At 74.4% G+C, this 25,498-nt stretch carries 18 protein-coding genes and 1 riboswitch; of the genes, 7 read left to right on the top strand and 11 right to left on the bottom strand.

Annotated features, from left to right (window positions below; all coding sequences use genetic code 11):
- Positions 1 to 149 precede the first annotated feature (149 nt).
- From ACWFNE_RS04630 to ACWFNE_RS04620, 3 genes are all read right to left on the bottom strand, one after another.
- Positions 150 to 1,508 (bottom strand): extracellular catalytic domain type 1 short-chain-length polyhydroxyalkanoate depolymerase, encoded by a 1,359-nt coding sequence (locus tag ACWFNE_RS04630; protein ID WP_452121292.1) that lies wholly within the window; start codon positions 1,506 to 1,508, stop codon positions 150 to 152.
- A gap of 327 nt (positions 1,509 to 1,835) precedes the next feature.
- On the bottom strand, positions 1,836 to 2,705 hold the full coding sequence (gene purU / locus ACWFNE_RS04625) for a formyltetrahydrofolate deformylase (protein WP_452121291.1): 870 nt from the start codon (positions 2,703 to 2,705) through the stop codon (positions 1,836 to 1,838).
- Positions 2,706 to 2,869: 164 nt separating this feature from the next.
- Complete coding sequence (locus tag ACWFNE_RS04620; RefSeq protein WP_452121290.1) at positions 2,870 to 5,161, bottom strand: MMPL family transporter; 2,292 nt, start codon at positions 5,159 to 5,161, stop codon at positions 2,870 to 2,872.
- A 139-nt stretch (positions 5,162 to 5,300) separates the two neighbouring features.
- Here ACWFNE_RS04620 and ACWFNE_RS04615 point away from each other — a divergent pair, with 139 nt between their 5' ends.
- The 6 genes from ACWFNE_RS04615 to ACWFNE_RS04590 all read left to right on the top strand — a co-directional run bounded on the left by ACWFNE_RS04615 (position 5,301) and on the right by ACWFNE_RS04590 (position 15,685).
- Complete coding sequence (locus tag ACWFNE_RS04615) at positions 5,301 to 6,029, top strand: TetR/AcrR family transcriptional regulator (RefSeq protein ID WP_452121289.1); 729 nt, start codon at positions 5,301 to 5,303, stop codon at positions 6,027 to 6,029.
- A gap of 93 nt (positions 6,030 to 6,122) precedes the next feature.
- Complete coding sequence (locus ACWFNE_RS04610) at positions 6,123 to 6,614, top strand: GNAT family N-acetyltransferase (protein WP_452121288.1); 492 nt, start codon at positions 6,123 to 6,125, stop codon at positions 6,612 to 6,614.
- A gap of 114 nt (positions 6,615 to 6,728) precedes the next feature.
- Positions 6,729 to 6,818: riboswitch (ZMP/ZTP riboswitch) on the top strand.
- A gap of 73 nt (positions 6,819 to 6,891) precedes the next feature.
- Positions 6,892 to 8,166, top strand: coding sequence for a serine hydroxymethyltransferase (gene glyA / locus ACWFNE_RS04605; RefSeq protein ID WP_452121287.1), 1,275 nt, complete (start codon positions 6,892 to 6,894; stop codon positions 8,164 to 8,166).
- Between the two features lie 100 nt (positions 8,167 to 8,266).
- Complete coding sequence (locus ACWFNE_RS04600) at positions 8,267 to 9,151, top strand: bifunctional methylenetetrahydrofolate dehydrogenase/methenyltetrahydrofolate cyclohydrolase (protein WP_452121286.1); 885 nt, start codon at positions 8,267 to 8,269, stop codon at positions 9,149 to 9,151.
- 470 nt (positions 9,152 to 9,621) lie between these two features.
- Positions 9,622 to 14,658 (top strand): ExeM/NucH family extracellular endonuclease, encoded by a 5,037-nt coding sequence (locus ACWFNE_RS04595; protein WP_452121285.1) that lies wholly within the window; start codon positions 9,622 to 9,624, stop codon positions 14,656 to 14,658.
- Positions 14,659 to 14,872: 214 nt separating this feature from the next.
- Positions 14,873 to 15,685: an exodeoxyribonuclease III gene (locus ACWFNE_RS04590; protein WP_452121284.1), complete on the top strand. Its 813-nt coding sequence runs from the start codon at positions 14,873 to 14,875 to the stop codon at positions 15,683 to 15,685.
- Here ACWFNE_RS04590 and ACWFNE_RS04585 read toward each other — a convergent pair.
- Entirely contained in the window at positions 15,682 to 17,073 is a 1,392-nt protein-coding gene (locus tag ACWFNE_RS04585; RefSeq protein WP_452121283.1) for an MFS transporter, read from the bottom strand. The genes ACWFNE_RS04590 and ACWFNE_RS04585 overlap by 4 nt on opposite strands.
- Before the next feature lie 56 nt (positions 17,074 to 17,129).
- On the opposite strand from ACWFNE_RS04585, the gene ACWFNE_RS04580 reads away from it, so the two are divergent.
- A complete protein-coding gene (locus ACWFNE_RS04580; protein WP_452121282.1) occupies positions 17,130 to 17,666 on the top strand; it encodes a winged helix-turn-helix transcriptional regulator in 537 nt (178 codons plus the stop codon).
- Between the two features lie 49 nt (positions 17,667 to 17,715).
- Here the strand turns inward: ACWFNE_RS04580 and ACWFNE_RS04575 are convergent, their stop codons facing one another.
- The 7 genes from ACWFNE_RS04575 to ACWFNE_RS04545 form a co-directional block, all read right to left on the bottom strand.
- Positions 17,716 to 18,699: a hypothetical protein gene (locus ACWFNE_RS04575; RefSeq protein WP_452121281.1), complete on the bottom strand. Its 984-nt coding sequence runs from the start codon at positions 18,697 to 18,699 to the stop codon at positions 17,716 to 17,718.
- Positions 18,700 to 18,837: 138 nt separating this feature from the next.
- On the bottom strand, positions 18,838 to 20,037 hold the full coding sequence (locus ACWFNE_RS04570; RefSeq protein ID WP_452121280.1) for an ABC transporter permease: 1,200 nt from the start codon (positions 20,035 to 20,037) through the stop codon (positions 18,838 to 18,840).
- Positions 20,034 to 20,798, bottom strand: a complete 765-nt coding sequence (locus tag ACWFNE_RS04565; protein WP_452121279.1) for an ABC transporter ATP-binding protein — start codon at positions 20,796 to 20,798, stop codon at positions 20,034 to 20,036. Before ACWFNE_RS04565 ends, ACWFNE_RS04570 begins: the two co-directional genes overlap by 4 nt.
- Positions 20,795 to 21,841 (bottom strand): secretion protein HlyD, encoded by a 1,047-nt coding sequence (locus ACWFNE_RS04560; RefSeq protein ID WP_452121278.1) that lies wholly within the window; start codon positions 21,839 to 21,841, stop codon positions 20,795 to 20,797. Before ACWFNE_RS04560 ends, ACWFNE_RS04565 begins: the two co-directional genes overlap by 4 nt.
- A 324-nt stretch (positions 21,842 to 22,165) precedes the next feature.
- Positions 22,166 to 23,428 (bottom strand): galactokinase, encoded by a 1,263-nt coding sequence (gene galK / locus ACWFNE_RS04555; protein ID WP_452121277.1) that lies wholly within the window; start codon positions 23,426 to 23,428, stop codon positions 22,166 to 22,168.
- The gene (gene galT / locus ACWFNE_RS04550) at positions 23,425 to 24,651 is read right to left on the bottom strand and encodes a galactose-1-phosphate uridylyltransferase (RefSeq protein WP_452121276.1); all 1,227 of its coding nucleotides are present in this window, start codon (positions 24,649 to 24,651) and stop codon (positions 23,425 to 23,427) included. The genes galK and galT overlap by 4 nt, the downstream gene beginning before the upstream one ends.
- Positions 24,648 to 25,487 carry a DeoR/GlpR family DNA-binding transcription regulator gene (locus ACWFNE_RS04545; protein WP_452121275.1) on the bottom strand — a complete coding sequence of 280 codons (840 nt, stop codon included), beginning with the start codon at positions 25,485 to 25,487 and terminating at the stop codon, positions 24,648 to 24,650. Before ACWFNE_RS04545 ends, galT begins: the two co-directional genes overlap by 4 nt.
- Positions 25,488 to 25,498: the final 11 nt, after the last annotated feature.

Raw genomic sequence — 25,498 nt, 5'->3', positions numbered from 1 at the left:
CGCGTGCCGCTCGTGCGCCGGGGCGCCGCAGCCCCCGGCTCGTGCCCGCGGCGGCCGGGCACCGACGAGCCCGCGATCCGGGGGCGGGTCCTGGTGCGGATGTCTCCGCCCGCCGGCCCGGGGTGGGCCGGCGGGCGGTCGCGCAGCCGTCAGCTGCAGGGCGTGCCGTTGAGCGTGAACCCGCTGGGTGCCGTGTTGGTGCCGGTGTGGGTGCCGTTGAGCCCGAACGACGTGGACCCCCCGGCGGGGATCGCAGCGTTCCAGGCCGCGTTGCGGGCGGTCACCTGGGCGCCCGACTGGGTGGTGGTGGAGCTCCAGGACTGGGTGACCTGCTGCCCGGCCGGGTAGGTCCAGGTCAGGGTCCAGCCGTTCAGGGGTGCGGTGCCGTTGTTCCTGACGGTGATGTTGGCGGTGAAGCCGCTGTTCCACTGGTTCACGGCGTAGGTCACCGCGCAGCCGCCGACCGGGTTCGACGTCGTGGTCGGTGTCGGGGTCGAGGTGGGTGTGGGCGTGGGTGTCGGGGTCGCCGTGGGCGTGACGCTCGGCGTCGGCGTCGGCGTGGCGGTCGGCGTCGGGGCCGGCTGGTCGAGCCCGAAGAAGCGGATGGCCTGCGCGGCGTCGACGGGCAGGTTGTGCGAGACGCCGGCCATGCTGATCGCCTCGACCGGCGCCTGCGGGCCGCTGCTGCCGTAGCGCGAGCGCGTGTACCCGGCGGCGGGGGAGTCGGTGGAGGTGGGTGTCTGGCTCAGGCCGTGCACGTCGGTCCACTGCTCGACGGCCTCGCCGAAGTTCACGTAGCTCAGGGTCTCGTCCTGCGTGCCGTGCCACAGCTGCACCCGCGGGCGTGCGCCGGTGTAGCCGGGGTAGGCCGCCCGCACGAGGTCGCCCCACTGCTGCGCCGTCCGGTTGATCCGCCCGCCCGAGCACTCGCTGTTCCACTCGGACCCGTTGGTCGTCGCGAAGCACGACGCGGGGACGCCGGCGTAGGCGGACCCCGCGGCGAACACGTCGGGGTAGTTGGCGAGCATGACCTGCGTCATCATCGCGCCGGACGACACCCCGGTGACGAACACGCGGCTCGCGTCGGTCGTGTACCGCTGCTGGACGTAGGACAGCATCGACCGGATGCCGACCGGGTCGCTGCCACCGTCGCGCCGCAGCGCCTGCGGGGACGCGACGTCGAAGCAGCTGCCGCTCCGGGTGGCGGACGGGTAGATGACGATGAAGCCGTACCGCGTCGCGAGCTCGTCGAACTGCGCGCCGTTGTAGAACGCCGGGCCGCTGCCGGTGCAGTAGTGGATCGCGACGAGCACGGCGGGCTTGGCCGGCAGCTGGTCGGGCACGAACAGGTGCATCCGGAGGTTGCTCGGGTTGGTGCCGAAGCCCGTGACCTCGACGAGAGAGGCGGCGGACGCCGTCGGGGCGGTCGCGACCAGTCCGGTCACGAGTGCGGCCGACGCCGCGGCACCCGCGAGCACGCGGGTCCAGGTCGTCCTGAGGCGGTTCATCGCGTGGGGGTCCTCTCTCCGGGCCGGAGCGCGACGGCGTCGTCGCGCGGGCAGCGGAACCGAGACTCTCGGCTCCGCCGGCGGCTTTTTCGGAGCCTCGCGCGCGGGGGGAGAGGGGTCAACCGGGGGGTCGGCTGCGAATCGATTCGGACCTCCGACCTGCGTCGACGGTCCGCACGCGGCTGCGGGCGTCGCCGCTCACGGTCGGCGTCGGCTCACGCCCGGCTCCCGTGCACTCTCGGCGTCGGCTCACACCCGCCACCCGCCACCCGCTCACGCCCGCCGCCGCCCGCCGTCGTCCTGGCGCCGGCCGACGGCGTCCGGAGGTCAGCGGAAGACGATGGTCCGGTGCCCGTCGAGGAGCACGCGGTGCTCGGCGTGCCAGCGAACCGCGCGCGCGAGGGCCCGGCGCTCGACGTCCTGACCGAGCGCCACGAGGTCCTCGACGGTGCGCGTGTGGTCCACGCGCTCGACGTCCTGCTCGATGATCGGTCCCTCGTCGAGGTCGCCGGTCACGTAGTGCGCGGTCGCCCCGATGAGCTTGACGCCGCGGTCGTGGGCCTGGGCGTACGGGCGGGCGCCCTTGAACGACGGCAGGAACGAGTGGTGGATGTTGATCGCGCGCCCCGCGAGCCGCGCGCACAGCTCGGGGGACAGGATCTGCATGTACCGCGCGAGCACCACGAGCTCGACGTCCAGCTCCTCGACGAGCTCGAGCAGCCGGGCCTCGGCGGCGGGCTTGGTCGCCGCCGTCACGGGCACGTGGTGGAAGTCGATGCCGTAGAACGCGGCGAGCTCGGCCAGCACGGTGTGGTTCGAGACGACCGCGACGATGTCGATCGGCAGCTTCTCGGAGCGCTGGCGGAACGCGAGGTCGTTGAGGCAGTGCGCGGCGGTCGAGCCCAGCACCAGCGTGCGCACCGGGCGGCCCGCGACGTCGAGCTCCCAGTCCATCGTGAAGCGCTGCGCGAGCTCGGTGAGCGGACCCTCGAGCTCCGCGCGCGACGCGGCTGACGTCACCTGGACCCGCATGAAGAACAACCCGGACAGCGCGTCGCCGAACTGCTGCGACTCGGTGATGTTCCCGCCGAGCTCCGCGAGCACGCCCGCGACCGCGTGCACGATCCCGGGGCGGTCGGGGCAGGAGAGCGTCAGGACCCAGTGCGTGCCGGAGGCGGTGTCGTCGGTGGTGGCCACGACGGACGAGCGTAGTCGAGCGGTCCGGCGGCCCGGTGGGTGCGTCGCCCGCACGCGGGCGACGGGACGGGACGGCCGACGGGACGGGCCGGCCGATGAGACGGTCCGGCCGACGAGACCGTCCGGCCGGCGGCACCCGTGGCCGGGGTGCCGCCGGCCGACCCTCAGGCGCCCGTCCCGACCAGCTCCCGGGGCCGCTCGTCGCTCGGCGCCGCCGGACCCGTGCCCGCGCCGTCCCCGAGGTCCGCCGGGGTCTCGCCCTCGCGGAGCCCCACACGCGCGTGCAGCCGGGCGAGCGGTCCGGGCAGCCACCACACCGACCGCCCGAGCAGCCGCACGGTCGCCGGCACGAGGAGCGCCCGGACGAGGGTCGCGTCGACGAGCACCGCGAACGCGAGGCCGAGCCCGATGACCTTGAGGAACGTCACCCCGGACGTCCCCATGGCGACGAGCACCACGACGAGCAGCAGCGCGGCCGACGTGATGGTCCGGCCCGTGCGCTCGAGGCCGACGACGATCGCGTCGTGCGGCGACCGCCCGCGCAGGTGCTCCTCGCGCACCCGGCTCAGCAGGAAGAGCTCGTAGTCCATCGCGAGCCCGAACGCGATGACCCCGATGAGGACGAGGTTCGACGGGTCGATCCGCCCGGTCGCGCTGAAGTCGAGCGCGTCGGCGAGGCGCCCGTCGCCGAACGCCCACCACACGGCGCCGAACGTCGCGCCGAGCGACAGGACGTTGAGCAGGACCGCCTTGACCGGCAGGACCACCGACCCGAGCGCGAGGAAGAGCAGCACGGCCGTCGCGCCCGCGATCACGAGCAGCGCCCAGGGCAGGGCCGACGTGATGGCGTCGGTCGAGTCGACGTTCGCCGCGGCCGCGCCGCCGACGAGCACCTCGACCGGCGCTCCGTCGGTGCCGGCAGGCCCGTCGAGCCCGCGCACGGCGCGGACGAGGTCGCGCGTCGCCGGAGCGTCGACCGCGCCGGAGGTCGTCACCGCCACGGTCGTGAGCGCGTCGGTCGCGGCGGCGACCCGCGCCGTGCCGGCTCCCGGGAACGCCGCGAGCTCGGTGAGGTAGCCGTCGAGCGACGCGGGCGACGGCGTGCCGTCGAGCACGACGTCGAGCGTGACCTCGCTGCCGCCGCCCGGGAAGAGCTCGGCGAGCCGCTCGGTCGCCTGCCGGGCGGGGGAGGACGCGGGCAGGTCCCGTTCGTCGGACGAGCCGACCACGAGCCCGAGGGCCGGCAGCGCCAGGAGGACGAGCGTCCCGGTCACGCCGGCGGCGACGAGGCCGGGCCGGCGCAGCACACCCCTGCCGAGCCGCGTCCACGCCGGGGTGCGGGCGCCGCGGCGGCGCCCCACGAGCCGCTGCGTGATCCCGCGCGGGAGCCGCCCGGCGTCGACCCGGTGCCCCAGCAGGGCGAGCAGCGCGGGCAGGAGCGTCACGGCGAGGACCATGTCCAGCAGCACGACGGCCATGCCGCCGAGCCCCATGCTGCGCAGGAACATCTGCGGGAACGCGAGCAGCCCCGCGAACGCGATGAGCACCGTCAGTCCCGAGAACACGACCGTGCGGCCGGCGGTCGTGACGGTGCGCGCGACGGCGGCGCCGACGTCGTCGGTGCGGGTGAGCTCCTCGCGGAACCGGCTCACGACGAACAGGGCGTAGTCGATCGCGAGTCCGAGGCCGAGGATCGTCGTGACGTTGATCGCGAACGTCGACACGTCGGTCACGAGCGTCAGGGCGCGCAGCAGGCCCATCGCGCCGAGGATCGCGAGCACGCCCATGACGACGGGCAGCAGCGCCGCGACCCCGCTGCCGAAGATGATCGCGAGCAGGACGAGCAGCACGGGCATCGCGATCGTCTCCGCGGCGGCGATGTCGGTCTCGGCGCGGTGCGAGAGGTCCGCGTTCACCGCGAGGGCCCCGCCGACGGCGGTCGTCCACGGCGCGGGCGCGGCGAGGTGCGGCTCGAGCTCGCCGTACGCGTCGACCCGGGCGTCGAGGTCGGCACCGGGCACCGAGAGCACGACGAGCGCGGACCGGCCGTCGGTGCCGAGCAGGGCGGTCTGCGCGCCGGCGGGGAGCCCGGGGGTCCAGGGCTGCACGACCCGGGCCGTCGCGTCGCCGGGCAGCGCAGCGAGGTGCGCCGTGAGGTCGGCGGCGAACCGCGGGTCGTCCGGGGTGAGGGTCGGGTGGGCGTAGGTCACGAGGACGTCGGGGCGCGTCGCCCCGAGCTCGGCGGCGACCCGCTGCTCGGCGCGCTCGGAGTCGGAGCCGGGGACGGTGAACCCGCCGGCCTGGACGTGGTCGGAGACGGACGAGCCCCCGACCGCGGCGAGGGCGGCCAGGGCGAGCGAGACGGCGAGCACCCAGCGGGCGTGCCGGTGGGTCAGACGACCGAGCGCGTCGAGCACGGGACCTCCCAGGGACGGCGTGACGCGATGGTGCGTCACGGAGTAAACGGTGTTAGCGAACGGTGTTTACTCAAGCATCGGGCGTATGCTCGTGTCAACGCCGACCGCGCGGTGCTCGCGTGGCACGCTGCGTCGGGACCCCGTGCAGGTGGCACCGGACCGTGGACAGGAGGAGCGCATGACGACGACCGAGACCGTCGTGCCGCGGCGCGACCGGCTGCGCGCCGCGACCGAGGCCGAGATCCGGGCCACGGCACGCCGCCTGCTCGTCGCGGAGCAGGGGCAGCCCCCGACGCTGCGCGGCATCGCACGCGAGATGGGCATGACCGCGCCCGGCCTGTACCGCTACTACGCGAGCCTCGACGACCTGCTGCTCGCGCTGTGCGACGACCTCTTCGGCGAGGTCCACCGCGTCGTCACGGCGGCGCTCGAGGAGCACGTCGACGACCTCGGCGCCCGGATGCTCGCGGCTGTGCGCGCGTTCCGCGGCTGGGCCCTCGAGCACCCCGCCGAGTTCGGGCTCATGTTCCGCTCGGGCGACGGCCTGTGGGCGGACGGGGACGACGGCTGCGAGCAGTCGCGCCGGTTCGCCGGGCTGTTCCTCGAGCTCTTCGTCGGGCTCTGGGAGGCCCGGCCCTTCCCGCTGCCCGAGCTGCACGGGGGAGTGGCGGCCAGCTGCGGCCAGCTCGCGACCTTCGCCCGCACCGCCGGCGTCGACCTGCCCGAGCCGGCGCTGTGGGTCTTCGCCAACAGCTGGGTCCGCCTCTACGGTGTCGTGTGCATGGAGGCGCTCGGGCACCTGCGCTTCATGTTCACCGACGTCGAGCCGTACTTCGAGGCCGAGCTCGAGCAGGTCGCCGGCACGATCGGCGTCCCCTACACCGCCCCCGCGAGTCACCCGGGCTGACCGCCGGCGCCGGTGCGTCGCGCACGACCTCACCCGCCACCTCACCCCGGTCGCCGGTCGCCGGGTGCGCGTCGGCTCTGAGACGATGGAGCCATGAGCGATCCCGAGGTCGACATCCGCCCCGTGACCGACGCCGAGTCCGGCGAGCTGCTCACGCTGCGCCGCGCCGCGTTCGTGAGCGAGGCGCAGATCTACGGGGACCCGAGCATCCCGCCGCTCACCCAGACGCTCGACGAGCTCCGTGCCGACCTCGCGAACCCCGACGTCATCACGCTCGGCGCGTGGGCCGGGCACCGGCTCGTCGGCTCGATCCGCGTGCTCCTCGAGGGCTCGCGCGCGACGCTCGGCCGCCTCGCCGTCGCCCCCGACCTCCAGGGCCAGGGCATCGGTACCCAGCTCCTGCTCGCGATCCTCCCGCACCTGCCCGAGGACACGTCCGAGGTGTGGGTCTTCACGGGCCGCGACTCCGTGCAGAACCTCGCGCTCTACGAGAAGCACGGCTACGAGCACGAGCACGACCGCACCGTCGGCGACCTCACCTACGCCTACCTGCGCAAGATCCTGGGCGACAGCGCGACGGTCTGACGGCGTCGGCGCGCGTCGCGCCAGCGTCGTGGCGCACGCCGCGCGAGCGTCCGCCCGTGCGGTCCGCGCCCGCCGCCGGACGCGTTGCCGGAGCGGCGCGTGCGGTTGCTAGGCTGTGCCCGTCGCGACTGGCGCAGCGGGTGGGTCACCACCGGGGAGCGACGAGCAGCAGCAGACTTCGGGTCGGACGCCTGGGCCCCCGGTCACCACACCACTCGTGTGCGTGCCCGTCCGTGTGCCGGGAACCACCACGCACCCGCTGACTGCGAGGAGAAGCATGAGCCTGCTCGACCAGAACCTGTCCGAGCTCGACCCCGAGATCGCCGCCGTCCTCGACGGCGAGCTCGCGCGGCAGCAGGGCACGCTCGAGATGATCGCGAGCGAGAACTTCGTCCCCCGTGCCGTGCTCCAGGCGCAGGGCTCGGTCCTGACCAACAAGTACGCCGAGGGCTACCCCGGCCGGCGCTACTACGGCGGCTGCGAGCAGGTCGACGTCGCCGAGACCCTCGCGATCAGCCGCGCCAAGGAGCTCTTCGGCGCCGAGCACGCGAACGTCCAGCCGCACTCGGGCGCCACGGCCAACGCAGCGGTGCTGCACGCGCTGATCAACGCCGGGGACAAGATCCTCGGCCTCGAGCTCGCGCACGGCGGTCACCTCACGCACGGCATGAAGATCAACTTCTCGGGCAAGCTCTACCAGGTCGGCGCGTACGGCGTGGACCCCGAGACGTTCCTCGTCGACATGGACAAGGTGCGCGAGAAGGCGCTCGAGCAGCGTCCCGACGTCATCATCGGCGGCTGGTCCGCGTACCCGCGCCAGCTCGACTTCGCGGCGTTCCGCTCGATCGCCGACGAGGTCGGCGCCAAGCTCTGGGTCGACATGGCGCACTTCGCGGGCCTCGTCGCGGCCGGCCTGCACCCGAGCCCCGTCCCGCACTCGGACGTCGTGTCCTCGACCGTGCACAAGACGATCGGCGGCCCCCGCTCGGGCTTCATCCTGAGCCGCGAGGAGTACGCCAAGAAGATCGACTCGGCCGTCTTCCCGGGCCAGCAGGGCGGCCCGCTCATGCACGTGATCGCCGCCAAGGCCGTCTCGTTCAAGGCCGCGGGCACCGAGGAGTTCAAGGACCGCCAGCAGCGCACGCTCGACGGCGCGCGACTCATCGCCGAGCGCCTCACGGCGGCCGACGTCACGGGCGCCGGGGTCTCGGTGCTCACGGGCGGCACGGACGTGCACCTCGTCCTCGTCGACCTGCGCCACTCGGACCTCGACGGCCAGCAGGCCGAGGACCTCCTGCACTCCGTCGGCATCACCGTGAACCGCAACGCCGTCCCGTTCGACCCGCGTCCCCCGCGCGTGACCTCGGGCCTGCGCATCGGCACGCCCGCGCTCGCGACGCGCGGCTTCGGCGACACGGAGTTCGCGGAGGTCGCCGACATCATCGCGACCGCGCTCGTCGCCGGCGCGTCGGCGGACGTCGAGGCCCTGCGCGCCCGGGTCACGAAGCTCGCGGACGCGTTCCCGCTGTACGCCGGCCTGCAGCAGTACTGACCGCGGACGCCGGCCGGGCGGTTCCCCCAGGGGGCCGCCCGGCCGGCCGTTCGTGTGACCGCACGCCGCCCGCCCCTGCCGCCCCGCGCGAGGAGACACCATGACCGCACAGATCCTGGACGGCACGGCGACCGCCGCCGCCATCAAGGCCGAGCTCACCGAGCGGGTCGCTGCGCTGGCCGCGCGCGGCGTGCAGCCCGGGCTCGGCACCCTTCTCGTCGGCGACGACCCGGGCTCGCGCTGGTACGTCAACGGCAAGCACAAGGACTGCGCCGAGGTCGGGATCGCGTCGATCCGCGAGGACCTCCCGGAGACCGCGTCGCAGGACGAGATCGAGGCCGCGGTGCGCCGCCTCAACGACGACCCGGCGTGCACGGGCTTCATCGTCCAGCTCCCGCTGCCCAAGGGCATCGACACCAACCGCGTGCTCGAGCTGGTCGACCCCGGCAAGGACGCCGACGGCCTGCACCCGACGAACCTCGGGCGGCTCGTGCTGCGCGTCAACGACGAGATCACGTCGCCGCTGCCGTGCACGCCGCGCGGGATCATCGAGCTCCTGGAGCGGCACGGCATCGAGCTCGCGGGCGCCGACGTCGTGGTCGTGGGCCGCGGGACGACGGTCGGTCGCTCGATCGGGCTGCTGCTCACCCGCCGCGCGGTCAACGCGACGGTCACCCTCACGCACACGGGCACGCACGACCTGGCCGAGCACACCCGGCACGCCGACGTGATCGTCGCCGCGGCCGGCGTACCGAGCATCATCACCGCGGACATCGTCAAGCCGGGGGCGGTCGTCATCGACGTCGGGGTCTCGCGCGTCCCGGACCCGGAGACCGGCAAGAGCCGGCTCGCCGGCGACGTGCACCCCGACGTCGCGGAGATCGCCGCGTGGATCTCGCCGAACCCGGGCGGCGTCGGCCCGATGACTCGCGCGATGCTCCTGAGCAACGTCGTCGACTCCGCGGAGCGCGCGCTCGACGCCTGACCCGTGCGTCGCGACGACCCCCGACCGGACCGCTGGGTCCGGTCCGGGGTCGTCGTCGTCCCGGCCCCGACGGGCGGCCCCGACGGGCGGCCCCGACGGGCGGCCCCGACGGGCGGCCCCGACGGGCGGCCCCGACGGGCGGCCCCCACGGGCGGCCCCCACGGGCGGGCCTCACGAGCAGCCCCACGGGCGGCGCGGGGCCTCACGGCACGGACGGTGGAGCGCGACGGGGCACCAGGCGGCGCGACGTGGCAAATGTGACGGACCGGTAACTTTCCCTGCCCGGTCCGTGCCGGAACGACCGGGATGTGAGATGTTCACAGCGGGTTCACCTCCCCCGAACACCCGCGTCGCTCGGCTCCCGTAGATGTGTGCCGCCGACCGCTCGGGGTCGGCACCTGCGCTCCGTCCGCACGAGGACGACGCGCCCGGACTCGTCGCGGCACGTCCGCGCTCGAAGGGATCGACGCATGCACCTGTCCCACCCCTGGCTGCGGCGCTCCGCCGTCGCCGCTGCCGCCACCGCGGCGCTCACGGTCCCCGGGGTCGCCCCGGGCCACGCCGCCGTCGCACCCGACGCCGCGGTCGTGATCAACGAGGTCTACGGCGCGGGCGGCAACACCGGCTCCGTCCTGACCCACGACTTCATCGAGCTGTTCAACGCGTCCGACGCCGCCGTGGACCTGTCGACGTGGACGGTGCAGTACGCGTCCGCGGCCGGCACGAGCTGGAGCGGGTCCGTCGCGCTCACGGGCTCGGTCCCCGCGCGCAGCACCTACCTCGTCCAGGCGGCGACGCAGACGGCCGGGACGGCCTCGAACCTCCCGACGCCCGACGCGACGGGCACGGTCAACCTCTCCGGGACGAACGGCAACGTCGCCCTCGTCTCGTCCGGCACCCGGCTCACCTGCGCGACGACCGCGTGCGCGAGCGACCCGGCGGTCGTCGACCTCGTGGGCTTCGGCACGGGAGCGGCGTCCGCGGGCGAGCCTGCCCCGGCGCCGAGCGCGTCGACCTCGATCGCGCGCACCGGCGCCGCCAACACCGCGAACAACAAGGCCGACTTCACGGCGGGCGCGCCGACCCCGGCGGGCACGGGCGGCACGCAGCCCACCCCGGAGCCGACGCCCACCGCTACGGCGACGCCGACGCCGACCCCGACGACCGCCCCCGAGCCCGTCGCGATCGCCGCGATCCAGGGCACCGGCGCGGCGAGCACGTACGTCGGCGCGAGCGTCACGACGCGCGGCGTCGTCACCGCCGCCTACCCGGCCGGCGGTCTGCGCGGGTTCGTCGTCCAGACGCCCGGCACGGGCGGCCCGACCGACCCGGCGACGCGCACGGCGTCCGACGCGCTCTTCGTGTACCAGCCCACGGGCGTCACGGCGACGGTCGGCCAGCACGTCGAGGTCACCGGCACCGTCTCCGAGTTCAACGGGCTGACGCAGGTCACGGCGTCGACGGTCACACCGCTCGCGGCAGCCGCGGCCGTCACCCCGACGGTCGCCCCGTGGCCGACGACCGACGCGCAGCGCGAGACCCTCGAGTCGATGCTGTACGCGCCGGCGGGCGCCTTCACGGTGAGCAACACGTACTCCACGAACCAGTACGGCGAGGTCGGGCTCGCGTCCGGCGACCGCCCGCTGATCCAGCCGACCGACGTCGCCGCCCCGGGCTCGGCCGAGGCGGCCGCGGTCGTCGCGGACAACGCGGCGCGCGCCGTGGTGCTCGACGACGGCGCGACGACGAACTTCCTGACGGCGGCGAACTCGTCGCAGACGCCGCCGTACGTCTCGCTGACCGACCCGGTCCGCGTGGGCGCCCCGGTGGTGTTCACCCAGCCGCTGATCGTCGACTTCCGGAACTCGACCTGGAAGCTCAACCCGACGAGCCAGGTCACGGACGCGACGCCCCTCGCGGAGCGCACGCAGTTCACGAACACGCGCACCCCGGCACCGGACGCCGAGGCGCTCGGTGCCGCCGACCTGCGGGTCGCGTCGTTCAACGTCCTCAACTACTTCACGACGCTCGGCGTGGACACCGCGGGCTGCGAGGCGTTCGAGGACCGCACCGGTGACGGCGTGACCGTCGACGAGTGCGCGGGCAACGGTCCGCGCGGCGCCTGGGACGCGGGCGACCTCGCGCGCCAGCAGGCCAAGATCGTCGCGGCGATCAACGCCACGGACGCGGACGTCGTCGGCCTCATGGAGATCGAGAACTCGGCCGCGCTCGGCGAGCAGGCCGACGAGGCCACGCAGACGCTCGTCGCGGCACTGAACGCCGCGGACCCGTCGGCGGGCTGGGCGCACGTCCCGTCCTCGGCGGACCTGCCCGACGCGAGCGAGCTCGACGTCATCTCCAACGCGCTCATCTACCGGACGGGCTCGGTCGAGCTCCTCGGCGAGGCGCGCGCGCTCGGCGACCTGAGCGACACCGGCGAGGCGTTCGCGAACGCCCGCGAGCCGATCGCGCAGGCGTTCACCCCGCTCGGCGGTGGCGAGCCGTTCCTCGTCGTCGTCAACCACTTCAAGTCCAAGGGCTCGGCGGGCCCGCTCCCGGGCGACGCCGACGCCGGTGACGGTCAGGGCGCGTCGAACGCGTCCCGCGTCGCGCAGGCCACGGCCCTCTCCGACTGGGTCCCGACCGTGCTCGACGACTACACGACCACCCCGGTCGAGGCCGTCGCGCTCGTCGGCGACTTCAACGCCTACACGCGCGAGGACCCGCTCGAGGTGCTGTACGGCGCCGGGTACACCGACGTCACCGCGCACTTCGGCACGGGCGAGTACTCGTACAGCTTCAGCGGCCTCGCGGGGTCGCTCGACCACGTGCTCGTCAACGAGGCGATGCTCGCGCGCTCGACGGGTGCGGACATCTGGGAGATCAACGCCCCGGAGTCCCTCGCGCTCGAGTACAGCCGGTACAACTACCACGGCACGCTCCTCACGGACGCGAGCCCGTACCGGTCCTCCGACCACGACCCGGTGCTCGTCGGCATCACGGCCGCCGCCCCCGCGGAGACCACCGAGCTGACGCTGCTCAACCTCAACGACTTCCACGGGCGCATCGACGCCAACACGGTGGCCGTCGCGGGGACGATCGAGCAGGAGCGCGCGGCGCACGGCGAGGACTCGACCGTGCTGCTGTCCGCGGGCGACAACATCGGTGCGTCGCTGTTCGCGTCGTCGGTCCAGCGGGACCAGCCGACGATCGACGTGCTCAACGCGCTCGACCTGCGCGCCTCGGCCGTGGGCAACCACGAGTTCGACGGCGGGTTCGCCGACCTCGTCGACCGCGTGGTGGCCGACCGGACGAACGCCCGGTGGGCGTACCTCGGGGCGAACGTCTACCTCGACGGCACCACGACCCCGGCGCTGCCGGAGTACGAGATCCTCGAGGTCGCCGGGAAGCGGCTCGCCGTCGTCGGCGCCGTGACGCAGGAGACCCCGACCCTCGTGACCCCGGCCGGCATCGCGGACCTCGACTTCGGTGACCCCGTCGACGCCGTCAACCGGGTCGTCGCGCAGCTGAGCGACGGCGACGAGGCCAACGGTGAGGCCGACGTGTTCGTGGCCGAGTACCACGAGGGTGCCGGCGCGGGCACGCCCGACGGCGCGACCCTCGAGGAGGAGGTCGCCGCGGGCGGTGTCTTCGCGAAGATCGTCACGGAGACCGACGCCGACGTGGCGGCGATCTTCACGGGCCACACCCACAAGCAGTACGCGTGGGACGCCCCGGTCCCCGGGCGCGAGGGCCAGACGCGCCCGGTCCTCCAGACCGGCTCGTACGGTGAGTTCGTCGGCTCGATCACGCTGACGGTCGACGTCGACACCGACGCGCTCGTCTCGTACGAGGCGACGAACGTCAAGCGCACGGCGACCCCCGCCGCCGAGCTCGTCGCCGCGTACCCGCGCGTCGCCGAGGTCAAGGCGATCGTCGACGCGGCGCTCGAGGTCGCCAAGGTCGAGGGCAACAAGGTCGTCGGCAGCATCTCCGCCGACATCACGACCGCGTACACCGGCACGACGAGCGGCGACCGTGCGTCGGAGTCGACCCTCGGCGGTCTCGTGGCCGACGCGCTCCGGGCCAGCCTCAGCGACCCGGCCCGCGGCGGCGCCCAGATCGGCGTCGTCAACCCCGGCGGCCTGCGTGCGGACCTGTTCGCGAAGCAGTCGTCGTACAGCCCGCCCGGGCCGGCCGCGGACGGCCAGATCACGTACGCCCAGGCGAACGCGGTGCTGCCGTTCCTCAACAACCTGTGGACGGTCTCGCTCACGGGTGAGCAGCTCACGACCCTGCTCGAGCAGCAGTGGCAGACCAACCCCGACGGCACCGTGCCGTCGCGGCCGTACCTGCAGCTCGGCCTCTCCGACAACGTGACGTACACGTTCGACCCGGCGCTGCCCGCCGGCGAGCGCATCACGTCGGTCACGGTCGACGGCGCCCCGCTCGACCCGGAGGCGTCCTACCGCGTGGGGACGTTCTCGTTCCTCGCGACGGGCGGCGACAACTTCCGGGTGTTCACCGAGGGCACGGACCCGCGCGACTCGGGTCTCGTCGACCGCGACGCGTGGATCTCCTACCTCGGCGCGAACCAGCCGGTCTCCCCGGACTTCGCGCGGCAGTCGGTCCAGGTGACCGGCCTGCCGACCGAGGCGACGCAGGGCGGGACGGTCGCGTTCGACGTGGCGAAGCTCGACCTGACGTCGCTCGGCAGCCCGGCGAACACGTCGCTCACCGCGACGTGGCAGGGCAGCGCGGCGGCACCCGTCGAGGTCCCCGTCACGGCCGGGGCGGCGTCGGTCGAGCTGACCGTGCCGGGCGACGTGGAGGGCGAGGTGCTGCTCACCCTGGTGGCGGCGCCCTCGGGCACGACGGTGACGATCCCCGTCACCGTCGAGGCGGGCGGTCCCGTGGTCACGGTGCCGCCGGGCCGCGCGACGCTCGTGAGCGACAACGGGTGGGACACCGGCCTGCGGGACGGCGACTACACGGTCTCGGCGGCGCTCTGGTGGGGCCAGAACGGCACGACGTTCCGCCTGCTCGAGAACGGGGTGCTGATCGACGAGCAGAAGCTCACCGACCGGTCCCCGCTCCCGCAGTTCGCCTCGGTGAAGGTCGCCGGTCGGAAGAACGGCACGTACGTGTACACCGGCGAGCTCGTCAACGCCGCGGGTGCGACCGCGACCACCTCGGTCACGGTCAAGGTCACGGACGCCAACCCGGGCACGCCGTCGCTCGCGCACGACAACGGGGACGGCGACGGCACCTACACCGTGACCGCCACCAAGTGGTGGGGCACCGCCGCGACGGAGTACCGGCTGTACGAGAACGGCGTGCTCGTCGACACGCAGCCGCTCACGGGCACCGGCCCGGGTGCGCAGTCGGCGTCCACCGCGTTCACCGGCAAGGCGGCCGGCACGTACCGCTACCGCGTCGAGCTCGCGAACGCCGCGGGGACGACGAGCAGCAACGAGATCACGGTCAAGGTCAAGAAGAGGTCCTGACCGTGGGGGAGTGACCCGGCGCGAGCCGGTGACGGGGTGTCGGTGCCGCGAGGCGCCGGCACCCCGTCGTGCTGTGCGGGGGCCGCGGGCACGGGGGCGGGCTCACCGGCGCGGTGCCCGACGCGCCCGGCCGTGCCTCGGGTGTGACCGGAGTCGCGTCCGGCAGCGCCGGGAACCGTCGGGGGCTGTCGGTGGCATGGGGTTGGATGGTCCGGTGCTGACGATCGCGACCGTGAACGTGAACGGGATCCGTGCCGCCTGGAAGCGCGGCATGGGGGACTGGCTCACGACCCGCAAGCCCGACGTGCTCCTGCTCCAGGAGGTGCGCGCGCCCGACGAGCTGCTGAGCGACTTCCTGCCCACCGCGGAGTGGGACCTCGCGCACGAGGCGTCCAAGTTCAAGGGCCGTGCGGGCGTCGCGATCGCCTCGCGGCTGCCGATGTCCGCGATCCGGATCGGCCTCGCGACGGGGAACGCCTGCGACACCGGCCGCTGGGTCGAGGCGGACCTCGAGGTCGCCGCGACCGACGACGCCCCGGCCCGCACGGTCACCGTCGTCTCCGCCTACATCCACTCCGGCACGGTCGGGACGCCGTCGATGGAGGAGAAGTACGCGTTCCTCGAGGCCGTCACGGCGCGCATGGCCGAGATCGCGGCCGGTGGGGGGCTCGCGGTGGTCGCGGGCGACATCAACATCGCGCACCGCAACGTCGACCTGAAGAACTGGAAGGGCAACCAGAAGTCCGCGGGGTTCCTGCCCGAGGAGCGTGCGTACCTCGACCGCTGGTTCGACGACCTCGGCTGGCGCGACCTCGGGCGCGAGCACGGCGGCGAGGGACCCGGGCCGTACACGTGGTGGTCCTGGCGCGGCCAGGCCTTCGACAACGACGCGGGCTGGCGGCTCGACTACCAGATCGCGACCCCGGCGCTCGCGGACCTGGCGCGCAGCGTCGAGGTCGACCGCGCCGACGAGTACGCCGCGCGGTTCAGCGACCACGCCCCGGTCGTCGTGGGGTACGAGCTCTAGCTCCCCGGGGTCGGGCCCCCTGGCCCGGACGGCTCCGCGGCGACGGGCCGCGCGGGTTCTGCGGCGGCGGCCGGCTCGGCGCCGGGCAGCTCGCGCATGCCGAGGAGCGGCGACGCGAGCACGGGCAGGGCGGCGAGGGTCACGCCGGCCACCGCGAACCAGAGCGTCGGCAGCACGCCCACGGTGCTGCCCAGCCAGCCGCCGAGCAGGGCGCCGAGCGGCATCGTGCCCCAGACGACGAACCGCACCGACGCGTTCATGCGCCCGAGCAGGCTCGGCGGGCACAGCCGCTGCCGGAAGCTCACCTGGGCGACGTTGTAGACGACGACCCAGAACGACAGCAGGGCGCCGCCCGCGACGAGCGGCACCTCGGGCGGTACCCCGAGGTCGCTCAGCGGGGACGCGAGCGGCGTGAGCGCGTACGCCGGGGCGAAGAAGAGGGCGCTGAGCGGGATGATCCGGCCCTCGCCGACCCACCGGGCGAGCGGGTCCGCGAGAAGCGCCCCGAGGAGGCCGCCGACGGCTGCGGCGGAGAAGACGAGCCCGAGCCCCGCCGGGTCGAGGCCCAGGTGACGCAGTGCGTAGAGGACGACGAGCGCCTCGCCGACCGCGTGGAACATGTTGCCGAGCCCGGTGCACGCGACGATCCGGCGCAGCAGCGGCTGCCGGACCACGAACCGCAGCCCCTCCGCGATGGCGGCGCGCAGCGGCAGGCGATCGCCCGCCGCGGGCAGGTCCTCGGCGTGGCGGATCCGTCCGACCGCGAACGCCGACACGAGGTACGTCGCGACGTTCACGACGATGAGCAGCGGCGCCGAGATGACCCGCAGCAGCGCACCGCCGAGCGCGGGGGCGACGACCATCGCGACGGACTGCGTCGCCTGGAGCTTGGAGTTGCCCTCGACGACGTGGTCGAGGCCGACGAGCGCGGGGACGTAGCTCTGGTGCGCGATGTCGAAGAACACGCTCGCGCAGCTGAGGACGAGCGCGGCGCCGTACAGCACGCCCATCGACGCGTGGCCGGTGAGGGCGAGCGCGACGACCGCGGCGAGCACGACCGCCCGGACGAGGTCGGCGGTGATGAGGACGCGTCGCTTGCGCATCCGGTCGATCCACGCGCCCGCCGGCAGCCCGATCACGAGGAAGGCGGCGGTCTCCGCGGCGCCGAGCGCGCCCATCTGCCACTCGGTCGCCCCGAGGTGCTGGACCGCGAACACGGGCAGTGCGAGCCCGGTGAGCTGGGCGCCGAGCTGTCCGAGCGCGTCGCCCGTCCACAGCCGCCGGAAGTCGGGGTGGAACGCGAGCGAGCGGCGCCGGTCGGCGGCCGGGGCGGCGGGCGGTGGTGGCGGGGACGCGGGGTCCGGGCCGGGGGTGCCGGGTGCGCTCACGGACGCAGCATGGCCCCACTGATTGGGAAGTGTCAATCAGTGGCTAGGATCGACGCGTGGTGGCTGGCGAGGAGGACCCGGAGACGCGCGAGCGGGACGCCGACGCGCGCGCCCTCGCCTCGACGCTGCGCCTGCGGATCCTGCGGCTGTGCCTCGACGAGGCGCTCACCAACCGCGAGCTCGCCGACCGGCTGGGTCGCAACCCGGCGACGACCCTGCACCACGTCCGGACGCTCGTCGACCGCGGCTACCTCGCCGCCCAGCCGGTCCGCCGCGGCGCCCGCGGCTCGCGTGAGGTGCCGTACCGCGCGACGGGCCGGTCCTGGCACTCACGCCAGCCGAACGCGTTCAGCCGCGTCCTCATCGACACGTTCCTCGAGGAGGTCGCGCTGGCCGACCCGGACAGCGTCGGGACCACCCGGCTCGGCGTCCGGCTCGACGCCGCGGGCAAGGCCGAGCTCGACAGGCGCGTCCAGGAGCTCTTCGACGAGCTCGCCGCGCGGCCGAGCGACCCCGACCGGACGCCGTACTCGATCTTCTACGCGATCCACGAGGACGCCGGGCGCATGCGGGGCGACCGGCCCACGGGCTGACCGGACCCCCTCTGTGGCGCGCGCGTCCTCGCGGCTCGGCCTCCGCCGGTCACTCGCCCCCGGCGGTGGAGTACTTCTCGGACCAGGCGTCGAGCTCGGCCTGGTGCTGGTCCACGAACTCCTGCTCGAGGGCGAACTGCACCTCGCGCGCCTTCTCGTCGTGCTTCGTGGACGCCTTGCAGCGCGCGTCGGCGACCGCGGTGGCGATCTCCTTCTCCTTGAACGCCGTGACCGCGGCGGGGTCGGGCTCGGGCGCCTCCTCGGTCGTCGCCGACATGAGCGTGCTGAACTCCTCGGAGATCGCGTTGACCGCGTCCTCGGGGGTCGCGAAGCCGGCGTACCCGGCCTCGGCCATGCACGCGGCCCACGCGGCGTTCGCCTCGGTCATCGTCGGGTCGCTCGTGACGCGCTCGTACAGCGCGGTCATCTCCTCCTGGAGGCTCGCGAACTCGGGGTCCGCCCATGCCTGGCCCTGCTCGTAGACCTCGTGCTGCGCCTTGCCCTGGCAGCCCTGCGTGGTCCAGTCGCCGGCGGGCGCGCCGCCCTCGGCCGGCGCCGCCTGGTCGCCGAACAGTGCGGCGTAGTAGGCCGCCTGCTGCTCCTCGGACAGGCCGGCGACGTAGCCGGCGTTGGGGTCGACCCACTCCTCCTCGGCCTCGGCCGGCGCCTCGTACGAGGTCGACATGCCGTACCCGTTCTGCGCGGCGTACGTCTCGGTGCCGTAGCTGTCGGAGTCCTCCTGGTCCTCCTCGATCGTCTCCGTGACGGCCGACATGTCCTGCTCCGTGTACTCGAAGCCCTGCTCGCGCATGCAGGCGGCGACGATCTCCTCCGAGCGGCGGCCCATCTCCGACCAGTCCTGGTCCTCCATGCTGCCCATGACGTCCTCGAAGTAGGCGCTCAGCGGCCCGTTGTCGTCCTCGCTGACCGTCGTGGCGTCCTTCGGGTCCTTGTCGGAGCTGCACCCTCCGACGAGCAGGAGCACGGTGCATCCGACCGCGGCAGCGGCGGTGGTCAGGGTGTGGGTCCTCATGAGGTGCCTTCCTCGGCGTCCGTCGGCGTTCCGATTCCTCCAGGAACGTACCTTTTCTCCACGTGCGCCGTGGCACTCTCGGGGACGGCCGGGTGCCCGGTTCCGGGGCCCGCAACGCGCACGGGCCCCGGAACCGGGTCAGTAGCGGATCGCGTCGATGACCTTGACGCGCACCGCGACGGTCGCGGGGATGAGCCCGGCCAGGGCGCCGACAGCCGTCGCGCACGCCATGCCGGTCAGTGCCGCCGACACCGGGAACGGCGGCATGTCCTGGATCCCGGTGCCCAGCGCGCTCTCGATCGGCAGGTTCTTGATGAGCGCGACCGCGACCACGATGCCGACGAGACCCGCGACGACGGTCGCGACGACGGACTCCATGAGGACCCCGAAGAAGATGCGGCCCGACGTCGCGCCGAAGCTGCGCCGGATGCCGATCTCGCGGATGCGGTGCCGCACGGTGACGAGCGCGATGTTCACGAGCCCGAGCCCGCCGAGCAGCAGCGCGACCGCGCCGATGCCGAGCGCCGCCCAGCGCATCGCGCCGTCGATCGCGCCCCAGCCCTCCTGCGGGAGCATCACGTTGACGTCCGTCCCCGGCAGGGAGGCGCGCAGGTCACGCGTCAGGAGCGGCTGCATCTCCTCCGCGAGGTCCGGCGGCACCCACGCCTTGAGCGTCGGGACGACCGGCCCGTACGCCGACGACGGCGTCGCCCACCGCTCGTAGTGGTCGAAGAGCAGGAACGCCTCGGGCGGTGCCTCGGGCCACGCGTTCGGGTAGACGCCGATGACCTCCGTGCGGACCGGGGTGTCGCCGCCGAGCAGCACGGTCGGGTGCCCCGACACGTCCGTGGCTCCCAGCGCGTCGAGGAACGCCTCGTTGACGACGACGGCCGGTGCGTAGCGGGCCGCGTCGGCGTCGGTGAACCAGCGACCCTGCTCGGGGACCAGCCGCATGATCGTGCCGTAGGTCGGGTCGACGACCTGCATCTGCACGGGCCGGCTGCCGGTCGGGAACCGGAACGGCAGCTCGGTCCACATCTGCCGGCTCGCGTGCTCGATGCCGTACCGCTCGACGAGCCGGTCGAACTCGGCGGCGTACTGCGCGGTGCTCGGAGCGGACGCGCCCCGGGGGTACGCCGAGATGTCGAGCGTCACGGACCTCCCCGACGAGCGCTCGGCCATCTCGTGGGTCGCCTGGTTGAGCATCTGCACGATCGCGGTGATGCCGGTGATCGCGGTGACGGCGACCGCGACGCCGACGAGCGCGAGGAGCACCCGCAGCTTGTGGATGCGCAGCTCGTCCCACGCCTCGACGACCGTGCCGACGAACCCGCTCATGCGAGCACCGCCGTCGCGTCGTCGGGCCGGTCGGTCGGCACGTCGCCGACCCACTCGGTCACGCGGCCGGGCGCGTTGAGCCGGATCGGGACGAGCACGCCGTCCGCGAGCCGGTAGTGCCGCTGGGCGCGGGCCGCGACCGCCAGGTCGTGCGTGATCGCGATGAGCGCGGCCCCGGACTCGGAGGCGATCTCGTCGAGCAGCTCCATGATCTCCCCGCCGGTGTCGACGTCGAGCGCGCCCGTCGGCTCGTCGGCCAGGATGACGCGCGGGCGGCGCACGAGCGCACGGGCGATCGCGACGCGCTGCTGCTCGCCGCCGGACAGCTTCTCGGGCTTCTCCTCCAGGCGGTCGCCCAGCCCGACGCGCTCGAGCATCTCGCCGGCGAGGTGCGTGCGGCGCCAGAACTGCCGCCCACGGGCGTAGAGCAGTGGCGCCGCGACGTTCTCGAGGGCGGTACGCCCGGGCAGCAGGTTGAACTGCTGGAACACGAACCCGAAGTCGTCGCCGCGGCGGCGGGCGCGTGCCCGGCCGGACAGGCGCGCGACCGACGCGCCCTCGAGGACGTACTCCCCGGACGTCGGGGCGTCGAGCAGCCCGAGGATGTTGAGGAGCGTGGACTTGCCGGTCCCGGACCGGCCCACGACCGAGACGTGCTCGCCCGCGTCGACCGAGAGCGTGATGCCGCGCAGGATCTCCAGGACGCGGTCGTCGGGCAGGCGGACCGAGCGCGTGACGTCGGTGAGCTCGAGCAGGCTCATCCGCCGCACACCGCCGGGTCGAACTGCATCGGGTCGGCGCAGTCGACGGGACCCGAGACGTCCCCGATCGGGATGAACTGCAGCACCTTGTCGCCCGCGGCGAGACCCTCGGTGACCTGCACGGTCTCCCCGTCGGTCAGGCCCAGCCCGACGGCGCGCATCTCCGGCTCGCCGTCCGGGACCTCGACCCAGACGTTGCCCTTCTGCACGGAGCCCTGGACGGACGAGACCGGCACGACGACGGCGTTCTCGGCCGTGCCGTTGGTGATCGCGATGTCGGCGCCGAGCCCCGCGAACGCGGTCACGCCCGCGGGCACGGCGCACGTGACGGTGCCGGAGGCCGGCTCGGCCGCTGCGCCCGGGTCGGCGACGGTCGAGGCGCCGGGGGCCGTCGCGGGCGGCTGCGCGGCGGCGCCGAGCCGCAGGCCCGTGCACGTGAACGGCGCCGGGCCGCCCTTGAGCGTGACCTGGGCCTCGGCGGGCGCACCGAGCAGGCGGTACTGCTGCTCGGGCGTGAGCGTCCCGGAGACGGACAGCGTCCCGGGGGACACCGACCCGATCGGGTCGCCGACCGCGACGACCTGGTCCTTGAGCGCCGTGAGCGTGAGGGTCCCCGCGGTGCCGGCCCGGACCGTCTCGCGCTTGACCTTCGGCTTGTTCTGCTTGACCGTCTGCTCGCCGGTCTCGGGGTTCGTCGTCGTGGTCGGTTCGACCGGGGTCTCGAGGGTGATCTCGAGCACCGGGGTGTCGGCGGCGACGGCCTGGCCGTTCGTGGCGAGGAGCTTGGTGACCGTGCCGGCCATCGTCGCCTTGACGGTGGTGGCGGGGTCGGCGACCACGGCGCCCTGCACCGTCACCGCGTTCGTGATGGTCCCGGTGCCGACCTCGACGTACTGCTCGGTGATCTGCCCGGACGGCTCGAGCGCGTCGGACGTGGTGGTGACCTCCGAGCCGGCGAACGCGAGCTTGACGAGCGCCGCCGCGATCACCGCCCACAGGACGATCCGGACGGTCGGGAAGATGATCCTGCGGGTGACCCCCACGGTCCTGCTCCTCTGTCGGCGTGGACGGGGGCGACATGGGCCGCCGCCGCACGCCGAACCTAGCGACGCGCTCGCGGGCGTCGCCTCCGCCTGGGGGATGACTCGGCGGTCGTGCTCTGGTCCTGCCCTGGGACGAGCGCCGAGAGGTTGTCCACCCGGGGTCGCACGCGTGCGCCGCCCCCGCGCCGGGGAGCGACGGCGCAGGTCAGGGGCACGCCGGCGCCGGCGTGGGTGGGTGCCCGCCCGGGGCCCGGGTGCGGCGCGGCCCCGGTGCCGACCCGGTGAGGCCGGCGCCGGGGCCGGGGCCGAGCCGGACCGGGGTGGTCAGGCAGCGGGCTCCGCGGGTGTCGCCACGAGGAACGCCGGGGCGCGCAGGCCCTCGCGGTCGAACGCGGCGGCGACCGCCCGAGCGACGGCGTCGACCGCCGTCGCCTCGACGAGCGCGATCGCGGAGCCGCCGAAGCCGCCGCCCGTCATCCGCGCCCCGAGAGCGCCCGCCTCGCGCGCCGCCGCGACCGCGACGTCGAGCTCGTGGGCCGAGACCTCGTAGTCGTCGCGCAGCGAGGCGTGCGAGGCGTCCATGAGCGGGCCCACCTCGCGCACCCGTCCCGCGTCGAGCAGGTCCACGAACGACTGCACGCGGGCGATCTCCGTGACCACGTGCCGCACGCGCCGGACCGTGATGTCGGCGTCCTCGCCCTCGGGGGCGTCCGCGGCGAGCCCGTCGAGCGTCTCGTCGAGCGCGGCGGGGTCGATCTCGCGCAGCGTCGCGACGCCGAGCCGCCGGGCAGCCGCCTCGCAGGTGGCGCGGCGCGCGGCGTACTGACCGTCGACGAGCGCGTGCTCGGCCCGCGTGTCGATCACGAGCAGCGCGAGGTCGTGCGCGGCGAGGTCGAACGGCACCTGCCGGACCGAGAGGTCGCGGCAGTCGAGCTCGAGCGCGTGCCCGGCGCTCGCCCGCAGCGACACCGCCTGGTCCATGCCGCCGGTCGGTGCCCCGGCGATCTCGTTCTCGGCGCGCACGCACGCGGCCGCGAGGCGCGCCCGGCCGGCGTCGTCCGGCGAGCCCGGGGTCCCCGCGAGCCCGAGGCCGAACACGTCGTCGAGCGCGACCGCGACGGCGCACTCGAGCGCCGCGGACGACGAGAGCCCCGCGCCGAACGGCACGCACGAGTCGACCGCGACGTCGAACCCGCCGGCGCCCTCGTCGAGGTCGCCGGACTGCTGCAGAGCCCACGCGACGCCCACGACGTAGGCCGGCCAGCCGTCCACCGCGCCGGGCCCGACGTCGGCGAGCGCGACCTCGCGGACCTCGCCGGCGGCCGCCTGCGCGGAGGTGAGCCGCACGGCCCCCGACGCGCGCCCCTCGGGCACCGGCGTGCGCCGCAGCGCGACGTAGGTGCGGTGGGGGAGCGCCATCGGCAGGCACAGACCGCCGTTGTAGTCCGTGTGCTCGCCGATGAGGTTGACGCGCCCGGGCGCCGACCACACGCCGTCGGGCTCCTCGCCGAACCGCTCGACGAACAGCGCCCGGACCCGCGCGCCGCCCTCGTCCTGCGTCCACGCCACGACGCGCTCGACTGTCACAGGGCCACCTCCTGAAGTCGCGCCGCGATCCGCTCGGGCGTCGTGTCGCTGATCCATGCCGCCATCCCGGACTCGACGCCCGCGAGGTACTTGAGCTTGCCCGCGGCCCGCAGCACCGAGAACACCTGCAGGTGCAGCCGGCCGAGGTCGCGGCCCGCACCGACCACCGCCTGGTGCCAGCCCGCGATGTAGGGCAGCGGGACCGCCGTGCCGTCCTGCTCGACGAAGAACCGGTCGAGGCGGCGCAGGAGCTCGAGGTAGGTGACCGCGAGGTCGTCGCGCTCGGCACCGGTGAGTCCCGGGAGGTCCAGGACGTCGCGGTTCGGGGCCAGGTGCACCTCGACGGGCCAGCGCGCCGCGGCGGGCACGTACGCCGTCCAGTGCTCCGACTCGAGCACGACGCGGGTCCCGGCGCGGCGCTCCGCGGCGAGCACGTCGGCGTGCAGGTTCCGGCCCGTGCGCTCGCGGTGGGCGGCGGCCTGCGCGAGCACCGCCTGCGTGCGCGGGGTCACGTACGGGAACGCGTAGATCTGCCCGTGCGGGTGCGGCAGGGTGACGCCGATCTCCTTGCCCCGGTTCTCGAAGGGGAAGACCTGCTCGATGCCCGGCAGGGCCTGGAGCGCCGACGTGCGGTCGGCCCACGCCTCGATGATCGTCCGCACGCGTGCGGGCGCGAGCTCCGCGAACGAGCTCGTGTGGTCCGAGCTGAAGCACACGACCTCGCACCGCCCGGCGGCCGGGCGCGCGGCCCACAGCTCCTCGCCGTCGACCTGCCAGCCGTCCGCGAGCGTCACGCCCGGGACCTGCATGAGCGCCGGGAACCGGTTCTCGAACACCGCGACGTCGTAGTCGGTGTCGGGGATCTCGCCGTCGGAGTACGTGCTGCCGGAGGTCGCCGGGCGCGCTGGGCACAGGGGGCACGAGTCGGCCGCGGGCAGGAACGTGCGGTTCATGCGGTGCGACGCCATCGGGATCCAGTCGCCCGTGAGCGGGTCGCGGCGCATCTCCGGCCCAGCGAACGCCGCCGGGGCGGGCGCGCCGGGCGCGGGTGCGACGGGCGCGAACCGGTCGCCGAGCGGGCGAGGGTCGTCGAGGCGCCGGGTCGCGGCACCCGAGACGTACGGCTCGGAGTCGTCGAAGTAGACGAGCTCGCGGCCGTCGGCCAGGGTCGTCGCGGTCCGGCGGACGCGCGGTGCGCCGGGGGTGGGTGCGGGGTCGGTCATGGCTGCTCCTCGGGAACGGGGTCGGGGGAGACGAGGCGGACCTCGCCCACCGCCGACTCGAGCGTGGCCCGGGCGTGCGCGCCCAGCCCGGTGTCGGTCACCAGCACGTCGACGTCGTCGAGCGGGACGATGCGGGCGAGCCCGGCGACGCCCCACTTGGAGTGGTCGGCGAGCACCGTCACGTGCGCCGCGCAGCGCACGAGCGCCCGGTCGGTGGCGGCCTCGAGCACGTTGGGGGTCGTCGCGCCGCCCGCGTCGAGCCCGTGCACGCCGAGCAGCGCGTGGTCGACGCGCAGGCTCGCGAGCGCGGCGTCGGCGACGGGCCCGACCAGCGCGTCCGACGGGGTGCGCACGCCGCCGGTGAGGATGACCTCGAGCGTGCCGCCCGAGGGCGAGGCCGGTGCGCCGTGCAGCACGTCGGCGACGCGCAGGGAGTTCGTCACGACGGTCAGCGGGCGCAGGGCGGTGTCGGCGGCGACCAGGCGGGCGAGCCCGTGGGTCGTCGTGCCGGCGGACAGGGCGAGCGACTGGCCGGGCTCGAGCAGCGTGCGGGCCTCGCGCGCGATCGCGGCCTTCTCGGCGGCGGCCCAGGCCTGCTTGGTGGCGAACGCGGGCTCGACCGCCGAGTGCCCCGCCGGGTCGATCGCGAGCGCGCCGCCGTGCACCCGGCGGACGAGGCCGGCGCGCGCGAGCTCGGCGATGTCGCGGCGGACGGTCATGTCCGAGACGTCGAGCGCCTCCACGAGGTCGGCGACGCGCACGGCCCCGCGCAGGCGCGCCTCGGCGAGGATGCGGTCCTGACGCTGAGAAGCGAGCACCTGCACAGTATCCGTCACGAACGAACAGA

This window comes from Cellulomonas sp. NPDC055163 (assembly GCF_053607065.1).
Note: the sequence above shows the minus strand (reverse complement) of the source record. Positions and strands in the feature narration are given on the sequence as shown.